The sequence below is a fragment of the Flavobacterium arcticum genome, assembly GCF_003344925.1.
GTDB classification, from domain to species: domain Bacteria; phylum Bacteroidota; class Bacteroidia; order Flavobacteriales; family Flavobacteriaceae; genus Flavobacterium; species Flavobacterium arcticum.
This window is the reverse complement of sequence record NZ_CP031188.1, coordinates 1388536-1411586: the sequence shown is the minus strand read 5'-3', so window position 1 is coordinate 1411586 and position 23051 is coordinate 1388536. Positions and strand designations below refer to the sequence as shown.

11 protein-coding genes and 1 pseudogene are annotated in these 23051 nt (G+C 35.4%); 10 read left to right on the top strand and 2 right to left on the bottom strand.

The window, feature by feature from the left end; all coding sequences use genetic code 11:
• Window positions 1-12: 12 nt before the first annotated feature.
• The 6 genes and pseudogenes from DVK85_RS06370 (at window position 13) to DVK85_RS06350 (ending at window position 15041) form a co-directional block, all read left to right on the top strand.
• Window positions 13-5958 carry a choice-of-anchor J domain-containing protein gene (locus tag DVK85_RS06370; RefSeq protein WP_114677643.1) on the top strand — a complete coding sequence of 1982 codons (5946 nt, stop codon included), beginning with the start codon at window positions 13-15 and terminating at the stop codon, window positions 5956-5958.
• A pseudogene (locus DVK85_RS13740) lies at window positions 5927-6052 on the top strand (PorP/SprF family type IX secretion system membrane protein); the annotation flags it as partial. The gene DVK85_RS06370 and the pseudogene DVK85_RS13740, both read left to right, overlap by 32 nt.
• A 24-nt stretch (window positions 6053-6076) precedes the next feature.
• The gene (locus tag DVK85_RS06365) at window positions 6077-7948 is read left to right on the top strand and encodes an OmpA family protein (RefSeq protein WP_114677642.1); all 1872 of its coding nucleotides are present in this window, start codon (window positions 6077-6079) and stop codon (window positions 7946-7948) included.
• A gap of 186 nt (window positions 7949-8134) precedes the next feature.
• Entirely contained in the window at window positions 8135-8608 is a 474-nt protein-coding gene (locus DVK85_RS06360) for a regulatory protein RecX (RefSeq protein ID WP_114677641.1), read from the top strand.
• Window positions 8609-8711: 103 nt separating this feature from the next.
• Window positions 8712-10559, top strand: coding sequence for a tetratricopeptide repeat protein (locus DVK85_RS06355; protein WP_114677640.1), 1848 nt, complete (start codon window positions 8712-8714; stop codon window positions 10557-10559).
• Between the two features lie 600 nt (window positions 10560-11159).
• Entirely contained in the window at window positions 11160-15041 is a 3882-nt protein-coding gene (locus DVK85_RS06350) for a T9SS sorting signal type C domain-containing protein (protein WP_127960561.1), read from the top strand.
• Between the two features lie 518 nt (window positions 15042-15559).
• On the opposite strand, the gene DVK85_RS06345 is transcribed toward DVK85_RS06350, so the two are convergent.
• Together DVK85_RS06345 and metG are read right to left on the bottom strand one after the other, a co-directional pair.
• Entirely contained in the window at window positions 15560-16192 is a 633-nt protein-coding gene (locus DVK85_RS06345) for a chloramphenicol acetyltransferase (RefSeq protein ID WP_114677638.1), read from the bottom strand.
• Between the two features lie 122 nt (window positions 16193-16314).
• Entirely contained in the window at window positions 16315-18375 is a 2061-nt protein-coding gene (gene metG, locus DVK85_RS06340; protein ID WP_114677637.1) for a methionine--tRNA ligase, read from the bottom strand.
• A 245-nt stretch (window positions 18376-18620) separates the two neighbouring features.
• Between metG and DVK85_RS06335 the strand changes: the two genes are divergently transcribed.
• From DVK85_RS06335 to DVK85_RS06320, 4 genes are all read left to right on the top strand, one after another.
• Window positions 18621-19520, top strand: a complete 900-nt coding sequence (locus DVK85_RS06335; protein ID WP_114677636.1) for a S66 peptidase family protein — start codon at window positions 18621-18623, stop codon at window positions 19518-19520.
• The gene (locus tag DVK85_RS06330) at window positions 19520-19879 is read left to right on the top strand and encodes a YraN family protein (RefSeq protein ID WP_114677635.1); all 360 of its coding nucleotides are present in this window, start codon (window positions 19520-19522) and stop codon (window positions 19877-19879) included. Before DVK85_RS06335 ends, DVK85_RS06330 begins: the two co-directional genes overlap by 1 nt.
• 297 nt (window positions 19880-20176) lie before the next feature.
• A complete protein-coding gene (locus tag DVK85_RS06325) occupies window positions 20177-20836 on the top strand; it encodes an aspartate kinase (RefSeq protein WP_114677634.1) in 660 nt (219 codons plus the stop codon).
• Between the two features lie 37 nt (window positions 20837-20873).
• Window positions 20874-23048 (top strand): M12 family metallo-peptidase, encoded by a 2175-nt coding sequence (locus DVK85_RS06320; RefSeq protein WP_114677633.1) that lies wholly within the window; start codon window positions 20874-20876, stop codon window positions 23046-23048.
• Window positions 23049-23051: the final 3 nt, after the last annotated feature.

The window sequence follows — 23051 nt, the reverse complement described above, 5'->3', positions numbered from 1 at the left end:
ACCCTTAAATCTATGAAAAAAATTACCTTTTTATTTTTCATGTCATTACTCTCTCTGGGAGCCTTTTCGCAAGGTCTTCCTTTAGAAAGTTTTGACGACACAGGTGTGTTTCCTCCTACGGGATGGGAAGTACACGACAACGCAATTGGGCCTGCCGCCTTTTGGGTACAAGCCGACGGAAGTGCTACTCAGCCTGCTCATACAGGGGCACACGCCGCTTATCTTAATAAAGAAAACGTAGCAACAGGCATTCCTGAAGATTGGTTAGTTACCCCTTCATTTACTGTTCCTGCTAATCCACAGCTTCGCTTTTGGTCGAGGCTTAGTCTTGGTGGAGATAACGGATCTATTTATCGTATAATGATCTCGACAAATGTTACTGATGCATTTGACGCTGCCAATTATACTAACATACAAGAATGGACAGAGCTTATAATTAACCCTTCGCAAACTACTTATACCGAAAAAGTAGTAACTATTCCTGCAATTTATATAGGTCAAGATGTACACATTGCTTTTGTAATGGCTGGTGATAACGGTGACCGTTGGCTAGTTGACGATGTAATGGTGGTAGAACAATGTTTAGATCCTACAGACCTTGACACTGATCTTATTGGGACTGACTCTGCAGAACTTACTTGGGCTAACCCAAGTGGTGCTACATCTTGGGAAGTAATAGTACTTCCTGCAGCAGGTATTCCTAACGTTACTGGTATAACTTATACTGGTACACTTCCATATACTGCTACAACGCTAGCAGATGGTGTTACACCTCTTACAGAGGATACTGATTATAAATATTATGTTCGTGCACTTTGTACTGATGAGTCAAGTAGCGAACTAATAGGACCGTTTCTTTTTAGTACAGTAGCTATGGGAGAAACATGTGGTGCTCCAATAGAGATTGCTACACTACCTTACTCTACTACTGATAATACTTCTAACTACGGAGACGACTATAATGCATCTCCAGGAGCTACAGGTTGTGGTACTACAGGAAACTACCTTAATGGTGACGATGTAGTATACTCATTTACATCTACTATAGATGGTCTTATTAGTATTGAAATGACGAATAACGGAGCTGACTCTGGTATATTTGTTTATAGCGACTGTGCCGATATAGGTACTGCTTGTATAGATGGTGGCTTTACTAACTTTGCAGCTAACCCTGTAACTTTAGATAATTTTGCAGTAACAAATGGAGAAACCTATTATATTGTAATTTCTACAGATGGTTTCCCTCAATCTACTCCATATACACTTACTATACAGCAAGTATTTTGTGCTGAGCCTGAAGGCTTACCAACAACTGGTGCAGATCATGAATCTGCTAACCTTTCTTGGACAAATCCAGGTGCAGCTACTTTATGGGAAATTGTTGTTCAAAATGCTGGCGATGGTATTCCTACTGGTGCTGGTACAACAGTTAATACAACTCCAGAATATGCCGCTATAGGATTAGATGAAGCAACAAACTATGAGTACTTTGTAAGAGCTGATTGTGGCGATGGTACTTTTAGTGCATGGGCGGGTCCTTACGGATTTTCTACTACGCAAGTTGCTGCAGCTATGGATTACTCTCAAGACTTTGAGGGTGTACACGGATGGTCTTTAAGTAATGGTACAGCTACAAACCAGTGGAATGTAGGTACAGCTATTGCAAATGGTGGTACTCAATCATTATACGTTTCTAACGATAACGGAGTAACTACTAACTATACAATCAACAGTACATCTGTAGTGCATGCTTATAGAGATATTCAAATGCCAGCAGCTGTTGATCAAGCAACTCTTTCTTTTGATTATAATATTGATGGTGAAAACTGTTGTGACTATGTAAGAGTTTGGATAGTTCCTGCATCATTTACACCTACAGTAGGCACACAAATAAACGCAGGTGCAGCAGGTGCAAATGCTTTTCAAATAGGTGGTAACTTTAACGATAGTAGCGGATGGGAAACTGAGCTTAATGTTGTTGATTTAACTGCTTATTCAAACGAAGTAATGCGACTTGTTTTTGAGTGGAGAAATGATGGAAGTGTTGGTACAGCACCAGCAGCTATTGATAATATAGATGTTTCACTTATCACATGTCCTTCACCAGCAGATTTAGCAATAGATGATTTACAAGAAGACGAAGTTACTTTTGCTTGGACATCTCCAACATCTGTAACTCCTACATTCGATTATTATTTTGCAACTGCAAGTACAGCTCCAGATGATTTAACTGTTCCTACAGGAAATACAGCTTTAGAGTCAGTTACTATTGGTTCTCTTGCTCCATCTACCGCTTATTGGTTTTGGGTAAGAAGTAATTGTGGTCCTGGCGATACTAGTTTCTGGGTAGGTCCTGTTCAATTTACAACTCCTCAAGTTCCTGCTTCAATGGATTTTGAAGAAGATTATGAAGGAACTATAAGCTGGACACTAAATAATGGTACAGCTACTAACCAGTGGGTTGTAGGGGAAGCTATTAATAATAGTCCTACGCACTCCCTTTACATATCTAATGATGGTGGTACAACTACTAACTATACTAACAATAGTACATCTGTAGTACAAGCTTATAGAGACATTGCAGTTCCTGTAAGTGCTCTTGAAGCAGATTTAAGCTTTGATTATAATATTGACGGTGAAAACTGTTGTGATTATGTAAGAGTATGGATGGTTCCTGTAACATTTACACCTGTAGCTGGCACACAAACAAATGCTGGTGCCGCAGGTACTGATGCTTTTCAAGTAGGAGGTAACTTTAATGATACCGCTGGTTGGGAAACAGAGAATGCTGTAGTTAATGTATCTGCTTATGCAGGTAGTACTGTTCGACTAATTTTTGAGTGGAGAAATGATGGTAGTATTGGTACAGCTCCAGCAGCTATTGATAATGTAAGTCTTTCACTTATAACATGCCCACAACCTATTGATTTAGCAATTAGTGATGTAGAGCAAACAACAGCTACTTTTGGCTGGACTAACCAAGGTACTGCTACAGCATGGGAAATATATTATGTTCCTGCTGGCGACCCTGCTCCTACTGATGTTACTGTAGGAACACCTGCACCAGTAAACCCACACCCTCTAACAGGTCTTGATGAGTCTACTCCTTATGACATATATGTAAGAGCAATTTGTGGAGTTGATGATATTAGTCAATGGTCTGGACCTTTAAACTTCCAAACACAATGTGGTTCGTTTAATGTTCCTTTCTTTGAAGGCTTTAATACCGATTCGACATCAGAGCTTTGCTGGACAGTGCTTAACGAGAATGCTGATTTTGACACATGGAACATGAATAATGGTTTCAACCAGTTTGAAGGTGATCAATGTGCATCAATCAATACAGATTTTAATAATGGTAATAATGATGACTGGTTAATTTCACCAACTATCAACCTTACAGGTAATCAAAGACTTAGATTCCACCAAAGAGTACAATCGACATTTGAACCTAATGATTTTGAAGTATTACTATCTACTACAGGAATAGATGCAGCAGATTTTACTGTAACCCTTATTCCTCTTGCAAGTTATGATAATACTGAATATGTAGAGTATGAAGTATATCTTGAAGATGCAGCAGATGTTCTTATATCTGGCCCTGTAAACATTGCATGGCACATACCTAATGGTGGTCTTGACGGATGGAATTTATTTATTGACAATGTAATTGTAGATGATATACCTTCGTGTCCTCAACCTGTAGATCTTGCTGTATTTGATATTAGTAATACAACAACTTCTATAAGCTGGACAGAAATGGGATCAGCAACAGCATGGGAAATAATAGTAGTTCCTACAGGTGATCCTGCCCCTGCAGATGACGCTGTTGGAATACCTGCTGATTCAAATCCATTTACACTACCAGAAGGAACAATTGGTGCTGGTCTTACTTATGATATATATGTTAGAGCAAACTGTGGTCCAGATGATTTAAGTTTATGGTCAGGTCCAATAACTTTCAATTCAGCAATATGTCCATTAGATGCCCAATGTGGTTATGAATTTATAATGACAGATACTGGTGGTAACACATGGAATAATAACACGATGTCTGTAATACAAAACGGTATTATAGTAGGTACTCTAACAGGACCAACAAATGCTGATGGTACAAATCCTGTTACTGCTACAGTACCACTTTGTGCTGGAGTTCCATTCCAATTAGTATGGAATGATGATGGTTTCTCTGATCAACAAGTAGGTGTAGAAATTGTTAATCCTTTTGATGAAACAATATATACTAAACTTCCAGGCGAAGGTTCGGCACCATCTACATTATATGAGGGTATTCCTAACTGTGAGCCTATAACTTGTCCTCAGCCAACAGATCTTATGTCTGAAGGTTACAACTTCGATTCTGTTGAACTAAGTTGGACACCTGGAGATGTTGAGACACAATGGGAACTTGTAATACAAACTTCAGGAGGTGCATATCCAGGAGAAAACCCAACATCTGTAGTAGCAGTTGATGGTGATCCTGAATACATCCTTACGGGTATAAACCCTGATGTTTTTTATGAATATTATGTAAGAGCAATATGTGGTGAAGGTGATGAAAGTTTCTGGAGTGGTCCATTTGAATTCAGTTTGTTTAGTCCTCCTGGATGTGCAGCTGTTGATGTATTTGATGATGAACTAGAAATTATAGCTCCAAACTCTGAAATAAGCCTTTGTCCTGGTGATGATACTTGTTTCGACTTTAGTGCTAACTATTATCAATTAAAAGAAACAGATACTTATGATGTAGAGTCTATAGACTACTCTCCTCCATACCCATTCCTTGGTGGTACAGAGCTTAACGTAACTACAGATGATATTTGGTCTCCAGTTGTAGATCTTCCTTTCGACTTCTGTTTCTTTGGTGAAACTTATAATGAAGCCAAAGTAGGTTCTAATGGGGTTGTACAATTCGGTGAAAATATGACAGATGCAGGTAACTGCCCTTGGTCATACTCACAATCTGTTCCAGACCCTGCATTCCCTATAAAAAATGCTATTTATGGAGTATACCAAGATATTAACCCTGCTGTTGCAGGAAGTGATGTAAGTATTAACTACCAAGTGTTAGGTAACTACCCTTGTAGAGCTCTTGTAGTAAACTACTACGATGTTCCTCAATTCTCTTGCGGACTTAGTGTAGGTACTCAAACTACTCAAATAGTTATATACGAAGTATCTAACATTATAGAAGTATATGTAGAAAATAGAACATCTTGTGTAGGATGGAATAGTGGTAATGGTGTAATAGGTATCCAAAATTCAGCGGGTACTGAAGGTTTCACGCCTCCAGGACGTAATACTGGTGATTGGACTGCTACCGAAGAAGCTTGGAGATTTACACCAAGTGGCGATAACTTAAGTGTAGTATTCGAATGGTTAGAAAATGGTGATTTTGTTACTAATGATACAGATCTTCAGGTTTGTCCTACAGAGGAAACTGTTATAACTGCTCGTGCAACTTATACTGCTTGTACAGGTGAAGAGATTATAAAAGAAAACAACTTTACAATACATGTTGGTGAGCCTATTATCGCTAATGAACCTCAAGACTTAACAGCTTGTTCATCAGGTGAAGAAGTTACTTTTGATCTTACTGAGAGTTTAGACGGTATTATGGATGACTTAACCGGATATAACTTTACGTTCTATGCTTCTCAAGAAGCAGCAGAACTTGGTTTAGACGATAATTTACCAGAATCGTATACTACAGATACTGCACAAACTGTATACATAAGAATAACAGAAGGCGAAATAGAGTGTCCTATATTTAGATCATTCGAATTAATTCTTACTAATATACCACCAGCATTTACAGTAACAGAAGATGTTACGGTATGCGAAGGAACCCCAGTAACACTTGAAGTGTTTGCAGGAAACTTTGACCCTAACGCTCCAGATGTAGAATACTCTTGGATGTTAGATGGTCGGTTATGCTTACGACCATATCATCTCTGAATTGGATGTAACAACACCGTCTTCGCATGAAATCATGCTCCTGTTTGATGTAAACTTCCCGAAAAAAGTTTCCCGTTCACCACGTTATTTCTAAACAATCTTATAAAGAAACAGTACTATGAAACAATTATGTTTTACACTAACTTTATTATTAACTATAATTTCGGTTAACGCACAAAACAAGGATACCGAAACAGCAGATAAGCTATTTGGGCGCTTTGAATATGTTGATGCTGCAAAGGAGTATTTAAAAGTTGCTAAAAAAGGTAAGGATCCGTACGTATATAAACAACTTGCCGAGAGTTACTATAATGTATTTAATACTAAAGAGGCTATAAAATGGTATGCCAAGGCAACAGAATCTAAACAAGATGCCGAGACGTATTACCGCTATGCACAAATGCTAAAAGCAGAAGGAGAGTATGAAGAAGCTAACAAGCAAATGCAAAAATTTGCTAAAATGGCTCCTAAAGACCAAAGGGCTGTTATTTTTAACCAAGACCCTAATTATTTGCCTAAACTAAGGAATCAAGAAAAATTATTTGATGAAAGAATATTAGACATTAATGATGATAAAAATGCCGATTTCGGTGCTGTACTTGCAAACGACAATACGTTATATTTTACTAGTGCTCGTAATACTTCCAGAAGAAAATATGGCAGAAACGAAGAGCCTTACTTAGACATTTACACCGCTATTTATAACGAAAAAACAGGTAGTATAAGCGAGCCTAAACCGTTAACCGACATTAACACAAAGTGGCATGATGGTCCTGTAGCAATTACTGCCGATGGTAAAACCATGTATTTTGCGAGTGAGAGTTTTGTAAAAGGAGATTTCGATAAAGAAAGTACCATGAAACAGCGTACAGGACTTATTTATCTTTTTGTAGCTACAAAACAAGACGGGAAATGGGGCAATGTAAAACCTGTATCTTTTAATAGTAACAACTGGAGTACGGGGAACCCTACTATTAGTAACGATGGTAAAACATTATATTTTACTTCTAACAGAGAAGGTTCTATAGGCGATACCGATATTTGGAAAGTAGAAGTTAAAGGTTATAACAGTTTTGGCGAACCTGAAAATCTTGGTACAAAAGTAAATACTGAGGGTAAAGAAACTTTCCCTTACATTACAGATGATGATAAACTATATTTCTCTTCTAACGGGCATAAAGGTTTTGGCGGACTTGATATTTTTATGATAGACCTTGCCAATGATGGTGAAACTATGAATGTGGGTGCACCCGTAAACTCACCACAAGATGATTTTTCATTTAGCTTTAACAATACTAAAAACATAGGGTTCTTTTCGAGTAACCGTAAAGATAAAGACAACATGTATCTTGCCATACCTGTATGTGGTGTAGAAGCCATTGTAACAGTAAAAGACATTAATACAGGTAACCCGTTAGCTTCGGCTAAAGTAGCAATACTAGATGATAAGCAAAATGTTATTGAAACCCGTACTACCGACGAAAACGGAAAACTAATGTATAATGTAGATTGTGAAAGATCATACTCATTAAAAACATCGGCTATTGGTTATGAAACAAGTATGTTACGCCTGCCTAAATCACGCGAATCAAAAATAGATATTGAAGCCTTCCTAAAACCAATAGGAAATCTTATTGTAGATGGTAAAGTAGCACTTAGCGATATTTATTTTGAATACAATAAAAGTAATATGACCCCCGAAGCTGCTTTTGAACTTGACAAACTTGTCGAAGCAATGAAGGCAGACACTAATATGGTAATCATGGTAAAAGCTCATACTGATAATAGAGGAAGTGAAGAATATAACTTAAACCTATCTGACCTAAGAGCTAGAGCTACTGTACAATATGTAATATCAAAAGGAATAGATAAAAGTCGTATCTCTGGAAAAGGATATGGCGAAAGTGAATTGAAGATTGATTGTGGTGAAAACTGCACCGAAGAACAACACGCCATAAACCGTCGTACGGAATTTATTATAGTACAGTAAATTTATAACTAAACAAATCGTTAAAAAAGACAGCTTATACAAGCTGTCTTTTTTATGAACATTAATAAGTACATACATAAAATGATGTGATTTGCCTCAAGGTATTTTTATTATGTAGTACTTTTACAACTTATTGTTTAAAACAATTACAACTATAATATTGTTATACAAAACTAAAGCTAATAAATGCTGCATAAATCATATACTGTAACCGAAGCACAAAAAAAACTGGAACAGTACTGCGCTTATCAAGAGCGCTGTCATGAAGAGGTTATACAGAAGCTAAAAAGCCTTAATATGATACCTCAGGCTATAGATACAATTATAGGGCATTTACTAGAGCACAATTTTCTTAATGAAGAACGTTTTGCACGTAGTTTTGCACGTGGCAAATTTCGTATAAAACATTGGGGGAAAATAAGGATAGTTAGAGAACTTAAAGCAAGACAAATATCTCGTTATAATATAGATGCTGCCTTAAAAGAAATTGATAACGAAGAATACATCGCTGCATTTAATGAACTTGCTAATAAACAATGGGACTTTGTAAGAGAAAGCAACCTACTTAAAAAAAAGAAAAAAGTTTTTGATTTTTTAATGCGTAAAGGCTTTGAAAACCAGCTTATCTATACAAAAATAGCAGAGTTAGCGGGCAATTAACCTACATTAGGGTTTAAAAATGTAAAAAAAGCATTCATTTTTTCACTAAATTGCACTATCCCTCCAGCTACCAACAACCATTTACAAAAAAGTATCATTTTACATGGTTAAAATACTACTACCCTTATTGCTGTTTGCGAGTACTTTAGGCTATTCTCAAAAACAATCTTATGATTTTAAAAAAGCAGAAATAGATGCTCGAGAACTTATTTATAAGTCGCCCGATAGCGCCCTTGTACTAATAAAAAAAACTCTAGCACAACCCCCATCACATGATACCATTTGGGGTAACACCTACAACCTCTATGGCATGTATTATGGCATGACTGGCAATCCAGATTCTTGTATATATTATTTTAAAAAATCATTAAAATATCTTGATAAATACCCAAAAAACCGCCTTCGCAGTTTAATGAATCTATGTATTGGGTATAGAAACAAAGGCGAATATGAAAAATCGTTAAAGCATCTTGATGAATCTCTTATATTAAGTAAAAAAATTAAAGACAACATCGCTACAGGAAAAGTATATGGCGAAATGGCATCGAACTATAACTACATGTTGCAGTACGATAAATCGATTGATTATTTACTACAAAGCATACAAATTTTTAGTAGAGAAAACAGTACCGCAAACTTAATGGCTGCACGACAAAAGCTTGCCAACACCTACTTAGCTACTGAAAACTTTGAGTTTGCCGCCGACCTATATAAAGAAACTCTTATCGGGTTTAAGAAAACAGGTATGGAGAAAAATTATTACATAACCCTCGTTAACCTTGCCGAAGCTTATATACGCATGGAACGTTATACCGAAGCCAAAAAAGCATTACAAGATGCTGCAAGTGGAGTCGAAAAATTTGGAGATAAAGAACTATCTGGCATTGCATACAGCAAAATAGGTAATATAGAATATAAGGAAGGACACAACAAGAAAGCCTTAAAGTTTTACAAAAAAGCATTTAATAGCCTAGTAGAAAATAAATCTACACGAATATTAAGAATAGCAGGCGAATATATTAATATACTAAATATTGAAAAAAGATATAAAGAAGCTCTCGATATCATTGCACGAGCAGAACCTTATAGAGATAATAGCGTTATAAACTCGAACATACAAGACAGGATGGTGTATGTAGAAGCGATTGCCGATACGTATAGCCATACAGGAGATACACAAAAAGCATTTATAGAATATAAAAATACTATTGCTATAAAAGACTCTATAGCATCTTCTGACACAAAAGCAGCTGTCAAAGAAATACAAGCTAAATTTCAAACTAAATTACAGCGTGAAAAAAACCTCGCACTAGAAGCAAATAACAAAGCATTAAAACAAAAAGTTGAAAAAGAACACATAATAATGCTGTCATACATCTTTGGGAGTATCATAATAATGATACTTATACTTGCTTTTTTGAGAAGTTACTGGCTAAAAACAAAACTACAGAAAGAAGAACTAAAGAGTATTGAAGCCGAAAACAAACTCATTAAACAACACCATCAGCACGAGCAAGAACTTACTAATGCTCAAAAACAAATAATAAATGAAAAACAAAGAGAGCTAACTGCTACAACACTGCAAATGGCAAACTATCAAGACAATATAAACACCATTCTTGACAAGTGTAAAAAAGAAGAGGTAAATATAACTAGTCTTAAAAAAGAGTTGCAACAACTACTTAAACAAAAAGATTATTGGAAACAGTTTGAAACCCGTTTTAATAACCTGCATCCTGAGTTTGAAAAAACCTTGAGTAATAAATTCTCAAAACTCACTAAAAATGATATTGAGTTTTGTTCACTTTTAAAACTAAACCTTACTAATAAAGAAATTGCTTCTTTATTACAAATATCTCACGAAAGTACTATCACAAAAAAGTATCGAATTAAGAAAAAAATGGAAATTAATGACGATACTGAGTTTGAAAAATTATTGCTTGAAATATAGCTCTACGAAAAACCCCTAACGGTTATAAATGGCTCTAAAACTATTGGTTTTAGAGCCATTTATCTTAAAAAGCAATTACCATTCAACGGCAGATAATTACCGTTGAACGGCATTGGCAAATGCATCATCGAAAATAAGCAATTACCCCTCTATTAGCAACGTATATTTGTAACAGATAACGCGAACATTTATAGGGGTAAAGTTCAAAATTATGCTAAAACGTTCATTAAAAAAGTGCAACCAACAATTATGAGGTTCACAAGAGAAAGTAAAATAAGAAAAATCTATTGAACCATATTTTTATAATATGATAAAGCAAAAAATGATCGAAAATTAGAACATACATTTGCAATAGGATATAAGAATTTTGAAAGTAAATAGATTAAACGACAGCATATCCAATGAATAGATATTTATCCGCTTAAATAGTTACACTGTAGCTTATTACAGTTAAAAAATAATTAAAATAAAAAGTTTTAAAAAATAATACGATTTAACCGCTAAAAAATTTTTTAGATTAAAAAAATGGTGTAATTTTGCACCCGCAATCAAAAGCAGTTATGCCCCCCATAACTACCTAAATTTAAATTAATTACTAGAATGAGAAAGTTACTACTTTTAATCATGCTATTGCCTCTTATTGGCTTTACGCAAACAGACCTTGTACGTTGGAATACATTATCTCCAACTACCCCAACAAATTTATCAGCTCAAAACTTATCAACCGCAGGAGGAGCCACAGCTGTAATGAATCAGTGGAGTGCATCTGGTATTATGTTAGAGAATTTCCATACAGGTTCTAACAGCACTCAAATTATAACTACTAAATATATCGAGTTTTCTATAACTCCTAATACTGGTTATAAGTTTACTGCATCTCAGTTTTCCTTTATCTATAATTCTGGACAAGCAGCTGCAAAAAAAATGCAGGCAAAATCATCTGTAAATGGTGGAAGCTGGGTGAACCTTACCAATAACGGTAGCCAATCAGAAATTACATTGCCTGAAGGTAACAACACTACTATTACATTAAACTTCCCTTCAAACTATACAGCTATACAGGGCGAGAATATTAAAGTAAGGCTTTATTTTTACGACTTTAATAATAATTACTATACAAAATTTTATTTAAGAACTAATGCTTATGGAGCTAATACTGAAGGACCAACAGTATCAGGTACAGTTTCAACAAGTTCAGGAGATTCAGTTTCAGAAGGTTCAGAGCCTGCTATAACTGGAGCATTATGCGGAACTTATTACATAGGTACTGACGGAGATTTCTCTACAATAACTGATGCAGTAGATTACCTAAACGATTACGGTGTTAGCTGTCCTGTAACATTCTTACTAAAAGATGTAACATACAATAATGAATCTGGTGAAACATTCCCTATAACTATTAACAGCTTTACAGGTAGCTCTGCTACTAACACAGTTACTTTTAAACCAAATACTGGTGTAAACGTAAAAGTAGAAGCGACAAACATAAACCATTATACTGGAGTTTCTTCTGTATTTAAACTTAACGGTGCAGATAACATTATTTTTGATGGTAGCAACGAAGTTGAAGGAAGCACAAGAAATCTTACTATCAAAAACAAGAGTAATATAGACTACAATAATCGTTCAGTATTATCTATTACTTCAAACGGTTCAAATGGCGCTACTAATAATACTGTGAAGTATTGTAATATTAGACAAGAATACAAGAACAGCGGTAGTAATTTATGTATAGGTGTTTTTTCTGGAAGTAATGACTCTTACTCATTCAATACAGCTACAGCAGATAATACAAACCTAACCGTATTAGGCAACAACTTTATGAATGTAAAGCAAGGTGTTTATGTTGAAGGTAACGCAAGTACTCGTACAACTAACGTTGTAATACATCAAAATGATTTAGGTTCTGAAAACAATACTGAAACTATTATATATCCTGCTTATTTATCTAACGTTAACGGGTTTGAATATACTGAAAATTATATATACAACTTGTACCGCGATACTAATGCTGGAGATTTAAGATCTGCAGGGATACATGTTGCTAATAACTCTACAGATGGTTATATCCTTAAAAATACAATGCGTGATCTTACTAGAACAACTACTGATCAATATACATTTGCAGGGATAACACTCGCCTCTACAAACAATAATGCCAATATACTTGTAGCTAATAACACTATATTAAATGTTATTGCAAAAGGTAATACTACTGCTGATGAAAATGGACATGGTATTAATGTACATTCAGGTGGAGGTTACAAAATATACCACAACACTATAGTACTTAACACAAACCAACCTAACAACGGATATACAGCTGCTCTATATGTACACTCAGATGTTAATGGTTCTCTTGATGTAAGAAATAATATTTTTGTAAACAACCAAACTACAGGAACAAGAAGAACAGCAATACTTGTAAACAAATCATTAAATGATATAAACAGTCTTTTTAGTCACTTAGATTACAACAATTATTATTCAAACGATAAAATTGGATTTATCTCATCAGCAGGTTCTACTGACTGGTCAAACAATCCTGATTACCAAACAACACTTTCAGGATGGCAATCGTTTACTGGAAAAGATGCAAACTCTATAAACGAATTACCTGCATTTGTATCAGCTAAAGATTTACATCTTGCGAGTAACGATAATGACGCTCTTAATAACCTAGGTACACCTATAGCAGATGTTACTAAAGATATGGATGGACAATTGCGTAACACTACTGCTCCTGATATGGGTGCTGATGAGTTTGGAGCAATACAAATGCCAACAGCTGGTGCAGGAGAAGGCATATATTGTGACACAAGTGTTACATGGAATGGTACAGAATGGATAGGTGGAGAACCTACAGCAACAACAGATGTTATCTTCACAGGAGATTATACTCAGGATGGTTATGCACTATATGCTTGCTCTATATTTGTAATAGACGGTGCAAATGTAATTTTTGAAAACAATGCTAACGCAATAGTAACACATAGTGTAAACATTGAAGAAGGTTCTACACTTACTTTTGAGAGCAGTTCTAACCTTATACAAATTGAGAATACAAAAAACGAAGGAATTGTTACTGTGAAAAGAAACAGTTCTATGATAAAACGTCTTGACTACACTATATGGTCATCTCCAGTAACAGGCACACAAACATTACTTGACTTTTCGCCACAAACGTTAACAAATCGTTTTTATAAATTTAATACTGAAAGTAATATTTACAATGCAATAGCAGATCCTGCAAGCACAGAATTTGAAACAGCAAAAGGATATCTTATACGTGTAGCCAACAACCACTCTGCTACTGACCCAAGTGTATATGAAGGAGCATTTGTAGGAACACCTAACAATGGTACAATTAGACGTACATTGGAGTATACTAATGGTGAGCAGAGCTACAACATAGTAGGTAATCCATATGCGTCACCAATAAATGTTAATAAATTTATAGATGCTAACATTGATAATATTGATGGTACTATATGGGTATGGAGAAAAACAAATGACCCAACAAAAACTACATACTGTACTATTAACAAAATGGGATTTGTTGCTAATAACGCCCCTGGTGGTGGTGGTGAAAACGGAAATGATGGTAACGAATTAATAGGTGATCCTTTTGATACAGTAGAAGGTGGTGTCTTAAACACAGGACAAGGTTTCTTTGTAAGAGCACTAAATGATAACGATCTTGTATTTAGTAACAATATGCGTGAAACTGTTAACTATAATAACTTTTTCCGTAGCGAGAACACAGCAGAACAACAAGATACTACTAACCAAACTAACCGTTACTGGCTAAATGTAGTTACTGAAGATGAAACAGTATTCACTCAAATGCTTGTTGCACACTCAGCCCTAGCTACAAATGATTATGATAAAGGATATGACGGAAAAGCTTTTCTTGATGGTGATGTTAGTTTATATACAATAATAGATGCTGCAACTGAAGAAGAAGAAAACCTAAAACTATCTATACAATCAAGAGCTACTTTTACAGCAACTGATGTTATAAAAGTAGGATTTAACACTGAAATAGCTGGTACATTTAGCTTTACAATAGACCATATGGATGGACTGTTTGAAGAAGGACAAGCTATATACCTTGTAGATAAGTTTACTAACACTACTTACAACCTAGCAAACGGAAACTATACATTTGATTCTGAAATAGGTATATTCGAAAACAGATTTGAAGTTATCTATAGTATTGAAACACTTGGTACAGAGACACCTCAGTTTACTAAAGATGATGTAGTAGTTTACCAAAACAATAAAGAGCTTTCTATAAATGCTCCACAAAACATAGAGTCTGTAGTAATTTATGATTTACTTGGAAAAGTTTTATACCAAAACGCAAAAGTAGATAACACTGAGTTCACTACAACAGTAAATACTCAACAACAAGTAGCTATCGTAATGATAACTCTTGAGAACAACCAAGTTGTTTCTAAAAAAATAATGATAAACTAAAACTAAGGTTTATCAATAAAATAGTAATTATTTGGGGTAAGCCTCCAGTTTTGCAAAAAAACTGGAGGTTATTAAAAGAAGTTTTTTAGAAGCCTTTTATTCTTAAAAACAAAAGCTTTTACAATAATTATAATGACTACAGGTCGTTATAGTTTAGTAATTTTTTAGTTGGATGTAAGGTCCCCCAATAGCACTGCTGTTGGGGGATTTTACATTTTTAAAACCTAACAAAAAATAAATAGTTTTTTTTACAGCATAATACATCTTTTTACAAAAAGTAGTAGTATATTTGCTATATAATTGAACGATTAGAAAACCGAATTCTCAAGTACTGATTTTATACAGCACAAAAGGTAATTATTATAAAGGCGTTTAGTAAGTCCTTTTAATAATTTCGAAGAAAATTATGGTGGATTAGTCTATCGTAATTGTTTAGTAATTTTTTAGTTGGATGGATCCCCGGTGCAAACCGGGGTTCTTACTTTTTAGGAGATACGCATTTATAACAAATCTTAAGATTATAAATTCTCATTAAGTTTCTCTTGCAACAAGTCAAAGAATAACCCTACATGATAACCGTCCATCAATCCATGATGCACGTGTACAGATACTGGCATTATTTTATACCCATTATTTTCAACCATTTTACCTACAGATATCTTCGGACAACTATCAGCTAGTGTAAAACTACGTGCGTGCGACAACGAAGTAAAGTTAACCCAAGGTACTGCCGAAAAATGAATGATATTGTCTACCTCAAATGCTCTCGTAAACAACCCTGGAGTAGTACGCACTCGCTCAATCTCTTTTTTCGCACTTGCTTCAAATTCATTAAAGCTTTTATGAAATTCCATTAGTGAAAAGCCAAAGGTATTATCATCTCGCGTTAGTGTTGCCGAAACATCAATCTTGTCATACACAACGACCTCATCACCTGCAATACGATATCTAAACGCTTCTACCCCATTAACAGCAGCAGCAACTTTATGCAGGTAATACAGAAAAAAAGAAGTTTTAGCGCTTTTTGCAGTAGCATAAGCTTTAGTCACATCTACATCAGCAACAATACCAAAGAAAGGTTCTTCAAATTTCCTAAAAAATTCAAAGTGTTCACGGCGCGACCAGTTTTCAAGATCAAGTTTATTTTTCATTGTAAGTGTAGTAAAAACAAAAACAGCCACACTCAGAAATTCTCAGTTTGACTGTTTTTATTATTTATTTTAAAATTTAATTATCAGTTAACCTGATAGCTATACAGTAGTATTTATCAATATTAGCTAATTACCTCACCATTTGCTACATTATCAGTATCAGGGTTTACAAATACTAACTGCCCTTCTCTATCCTCTGTCATTAATATCATTCCTTCACTCTCCACACCACGTAGTTTTCTTGACGCAAGATTAACTAATACTGTAACACGCTTGCCAATTATATCTTCTGGTTTAAAACTCTCTGCAATACCACTCACTATAGTACGTACATCAATACCCGTGTCTACTTTGAGCACAAGTAGCTTCTTAGCTTTTGGCATTTTTTCTGCCTCTAGTATAGTACCTGTACGAATATCCATTTTAGAGAAATCCTCAAAAGTAGCAAGCTCTTTTTGAGGCTCTGCCTTTTTGTTTTCGGCAGCATTAGCCGTTTTTGTAGCCTCTAGTTTATCTATTTGCTTTTGTATTGCCTCGTCTTCTATTTTAGCAAACAATAGCTCTGCCTTTCCTATAGTATGCTCTGCTGCGATAAGCACCTCTTTAGAGGTTACATCACCCCACTGCAAACCACCATCTAGTTTTAATATATCTTTTAATTTACTAGATGTAAATGGTAAAAATGGCTCACTAAGCACTGCTAATGCTATAGCTATTTGCAATGCTACATACATTTGTGTTTTTACCCTTTCTGGGTTTTCTTTAATCACCTTCCAAGGCTCTTCATCAGCAAGATATTTATTACCCAATCGCGCAAGGTTCATGAGTTCACTAAGGGCTTCTCTAAAACGATAACGTTCTATAGAGCTTGCTATAACAGCAGGGTAAGCATGCATTTCGGCAAGTGTAGCTTCGTCTACATTACTAAAATCGTTTGGTTGCGGCACTACACCTTCATAATACTTATTAGTAAGTACCACTACCCTATTGATAAAGTTTCCGAATATAGCAACTAACTCATTATTATTACGCGCTTGGAAATCTTTCCAAGTAAAGTCATTATCCTTAGATTCTGGCGCATTTGATGTCAATGCATAACGCAATACATCTTGCTGCTCTGGGAAATCTTCTAAATACTCGTGTAACCAAACTGCCCAGTTTTTAGACGTAGACAACTTGTTACCCTCAAGATTTAAAAACTCATTAGCAGGTACATTATCTGGTAATATATAACTGCCCTCTGCTTTAAGCATCGCAGGAAAGATAATACAATGAAAAACAATATTATCTTTTCCTATAAAATGTACTAATTTAGTGTCATCACTTTTCCAGTAAGGTTCCCAGTCTTTACCTTCGCGCTCTGCCCACTCTTTAGTAGAAGATATATAGCCAATAGGCGCATCAAACCACACATAAAGCACTTTTCCCTCTGCCCCTTCTACAGGGACTGATATACCCCAATCAAGATCACGGGTTACAGCACGGGGTTTTAACCCATCGTCTAACCATGATTTTACCTGACCAAATACATTAGGCTTCCAGTCGTTTTTATGACCTTCTAATATCCACTCACGCAGAAAAGTATCATATTGGTCTAATGGTAAAAACCAATGTTTTGTACTCCTTGTAATAGGAATAGAACCTGTTATTGTCGATTTTGGATTAATTAAGTCAGTAGCATTTAACGACGAACCACATTTTTCACATTGATCGCCATACGCCTCTTCGTTACCACATTTTGGGCAAGTACCCATCACAAACCTATCAGCAAGAAATTGGTTAGCTTCTTCATCATACAGCTGTTCCGTTACTTCTTCTATGAACTTGCCATCATTATATAGTTTTTTAAAAAACTCCGATGCCGTATCATGATGAATTTTTGAAGACGTACGAGAATAGTTATCGAATGATATCCCGAAATCTAAAAACGACTGCTTGATGATACCATTATATTTATCAATTACTTCTTGTGGAGTAATACCCTCCTTTTTAGCTTTCATAGGTATAGCAGCACCGTGCTCGTCACTACCACATATAAAAGCTACATCTTTTTGTTGTAACCTCAAGAAACGAGAGTAAATATCGGCAGGAACATATACCCCTGCAAGGTGACCTATATGTATGGGACCATTAGTATATGGCAACGCTGCTGTAATGGTATATCGTTTTGGATCTTGTATCATCGGAAAAAAAATTGAAATTTAAACACAAATGTACGACATAGTTAGAAAGTCGTAAAATTGAATGTTAGAAAGTTTATATAGATATGTGTCATGAAGGTATTAAGTAAATTATATCATCATTATTGTTGTTCCATTTTTTCATTAAGTTTGCTATACCAAAACAGGAACGAATGCTACGGATTAAACGATTATTGACATTACTGTTTGCTTTATTTTTTTCAACCCTGCTATACGCACAAAATATTATGAAAACACCACCGTACTTACAAAAAGGAGATACCGTGGCAATACTTGCCACAGCACGAAAAATAGATCTTGCACCGTTACAACCTGCTATAAAGCTACTGGAAAGCTGGGGACTAAATGTAGTTACTGGCAAAACTATAGGACTAGACAATAACAACCAGCTTGCTGGAGCCGACTGGCAACGTGCTACTGACTTCCAGAACATGATAGATAACCCATCTATTAAGGCAATATGGTGTGCTAAAGGTGGATATGGTACAGTGCGTATGGTGGATAGGGTAGATTTTACCAACTTTAAGAAAAACCCAAAATGGTTTATCGGCTTTAGTGATGCTACTGTGCTGCACAGCCATATTAACAATATGAATATTGCAACACTACATGCTATAATGTGTATTAGCGTATCGCGTGCTACACCCGAAGCTATTGAGAGTTTTCGTAAAGCATTATTTGGAGAGAAGATAAGCTACAGTATAGAACCCCATAAGTTTAACAAAGCAGGAAAAGTACACGGCGAGCTTATTGGCGGTAACCTTTCAGTATTGTATAGTATCATTGGGTCGCGGTCGGAAGTGGAGTATAAAGACAAAATACTTTTTATTGAAGACCTCGACGAATACTTATACCATATAGACCGTATGATGATGAACTTGAAACGAAATGGTTATTTCGAAAATGTAAAAGGTATTATAATAGGCGGTATGACCAGTATGAACGACAATAGTATTCCATGGGGACATGATGCTTTAGAGATTATTCAGGATATTACTAAAGACTATAATATACCTATCTGCTTTAACTTCCCAGCAGGGCATATGCACGATAACCGCGCTTTAGTACTAGGGCAGGGAATTACTCTTGATGTAAGCACTAATGGTACAAAAGTTACTTTTGACTAATGGCAGAGCATAACGAACTTGGGAAACTAGGGGAAGAAATGGCAGCCGATTATCTGCGGAAGCAGGAATATGAAATATTAGAAACTAATTGGGTTTTCCAGAAAGCAGAGGTTGATATTATTGCTAAAAAAGGTGATGTGCTGGCGATAATAGAGGTAAAAACACGATCTACACTAGATTTTGGGTCACCACAAGACTTTGTAAAGCCCAAAAAAATACAACTATTGGTAAAAGCAGTAAATGAATATATAACACAAAACGATCTAGACGTCGAAGTGCGTTTTGATATTATTGCTATTTATAAAAACAAAGGTCTGTTTGAAACGGAACATCTTGAAAATGCATTCTTTTATTTTTAAAAACCTATAAAATAGATTAAAAACAAACACTATGTTTAAAAAATTAACAGTTGTTTAGTTTTAAACATAATTTAAGTATTACATTATAATCATGATATAACCCGAAAAACTAGATAAACAATAAAAAAATACCTGCTTTTTAAGTTTTAAAAAAGATATTCTCAGTATTTCTTTAACAGCATTAATTTAAAATCAAAATTATTTTTGTGATTTTTAGTTTGTTAAATATTTAACAGAATGTTTTAGTTTGTATATTTGTTTACACAAACTACAACTACAACTACAACTTATTAACGTATGAAAACAATCTCTTCTGTAGTAGAACACTACATAAAGACTAAACCTTTTTTGCTAAGCGCATTATCGCAAGGTATTATCAACCTTACCTCACTTGCACGAAATATGATGCCCGAACTGGAACTAGAATTGGGTAAAGATGTGAAACAAGGTGCAGTAGTTATGTCGCTAAAGAGACTCTCTGAAGATCTTGACTTCCGCCTTAATCATAAAATAGTTAAAGTACTAAAATCTATAGGCGAAATTACGGTACGCTCTTCACTAACTGATTATACCTTTGTGGTATCTGACACTATGTTAAACAAACATGTCGAATTAATAAACCGTATTACTGCTAATCCTGAAGTATTCTATACCTCATCACGCGGTGTGAACGAAACAAGCATTGTTGTGAGTTCATCTGTCAATGATATTGTAGATACACTTTTTGCTGATGAAAAAATGGTAGAGCGCACAGATAATCTTGCCTCTATCACTATAAAACTACCTAAAGACAATATATCTACACCAGGTGTATATTACTATATATTTCAAAGACTTGCATGGGAAGGTATTATTGTAAATGAAGTAATATCTACATCTTACGAGTTTACAATACTAGTAAGCGAAGAAGAGATAGATCTTGCCTTTAAGGTTATGAAAGATCTTAAAAATCTATAATAAAAAGCTTTGTAATACGTTATATCATAAAAGATTTATGAAAAAAATTATTTTTATTATAGCACTTTTCTTAAGTGCTATAAGTTTTTATGGACAAAATAGAATAGCTCAAAAAATAGAAGTTCTAAATTCTCAAAAGACACAGTTCATAAAATTCACTCCACTCATTGCTACTACTGCCCCAGTAGATAATACCATTCAAAAAACGGTAAACAACTCACTATTAGCAACCGTAAACAAGAGTGTTATTGAAAACATTGCAAACAATCATTATGAAAATATCGAACTCGATATTCCTTATAGTGAAGGTACTATTACCGTACAACTATATAGAGTAGACATCCTAGCCGAAGGCTTCCATACCGATACTGACAAACAAAACGACGTTCCTTTTAACAAAGGAGCTTATTATAGAGGTATTATAAAAGGAGACGCCACTACAGTAACATCATTCAACTTCTTTAAAGACGAAATGAATGGAATAATATCATCAAGCAGCATTAACAACCTTGTTATAGGAAAGTTACACAAAACAGGCAACTTAACTGATTATATTATCTATTCTGACGCTGACTTAAACATTTCAAACACATTTAAATGTAATGCTCCAGAGCCTAAAGCAGCACAATTTAGCGGACAAAAAAGAGAAGCACAAAGTCCAGCAGGAACACTTAGCGACCGTTGTGTAACGATGTATTTTGAAATAGATAATGATATCTATCTTGAAAACGAATCTGACGAAGAGTTTACCATAAACTGGATGACATCAGTGTTTAACAGTGTTCAAACATTATTTGACAACGATGGTATTACAATAGCATTAAAATCACTTTACATCTGGACAGAGCAAGACCCTTATGAAGGCGAAAGCTCTTTTGAATACCTTAATCAATTTAACCAAATACGTCCCGTTTTTGATGGCGATGTAGGACAACTTGTAGGTATAGACCCTGGAGGGCTTGGTGGTGTAGCTGCCACTATAGATGGTTTATGCTCTAATTCAAACTACAGCTACTCTGACGTTAATAGTCTTAACTTTCAAGAAGTGCCACTTTTCTCTTGGGCAGTTCAAGTTATAACACACGAGTTTGGTCACCTTTTAGGCTCACCACACACTCATGGTTGTTACTGGAATGGTAACAATACCGCCATAGACGGTTGTGGTACATCAGCAGGATTTGTAGAGGGTAATTGCGAACAAAGTATTATACCTACAGAATTAGAAGGTGGTACAATAATGAGCTACTGCCACTTAGTCCCTGAAGTAGGTATTAACTTTGCCAACGGGTTTGGTATGCAACCTGCCCAAAGAATATTAGACAACGTTAATAGTTCAACCTGCCTTAGCACCGATTGTATTAATACCTGTATAAACACTATAGCAACTTATACAATTACCGAGGTAACAGAGACCACAGCAACCATAACATGGATTGATGAAAGCGAAGGTCCATGGGAAGTAGCCTATGCCGATATTAATGGCGAATTTACCAACTGGCAACCTGTAGACGAAAACACATTTACAGCCACAACACTAGACCCTAACACCTACTACAAATTCTCTGTGCGCCCAGTATGTCCAGAGAGTACAGCACCAGCAAATGACCAACTGGTGTTTGCTACTACTACCGATTATTGTTTAGGCATAACATTTACCGATACAGGAGATATTGATGGTAATTATAGTAACAGAGAAACCCTAACACGTACTTTTATCCCTACAGAGGATACAAACATTATTGTTACGTTTACCGAGTTTGATTTAGAAGCCGATTTCGATTTCTTATCTGTATATGATGGTGCTACAGCCAACGCTCCCTTACTAGGAACATTTAGTGGTACTACCATCCCCGGACCATTTGAGTCTACCGCCCAAGACGGATCGTTAACTTTTGTTTTTACATCAGATAGTTTCCTGACAAGAACAGGGTGGAGCGCCGATGTAACATGCGCTGGCATTGCATCTGTTAGTGACAATACATTTTCCGACTTTAGTTATTACCCTAACCCTACCACCGATGTTGTAAACATTACCTCAGCAGAAAACATTACAGATGTTTGGGTATACAATGTAGCAGGACAATTACTACTACACAACAAAGCTAATAGCAACAACACAAGTACTAACATTGCACCGTTTGCACAAGGAGTTTACTTCTTTAAAATAGCTAACGGTACTAAAGAAGCTAACTTCAGGATTATAAAACAATAGCAT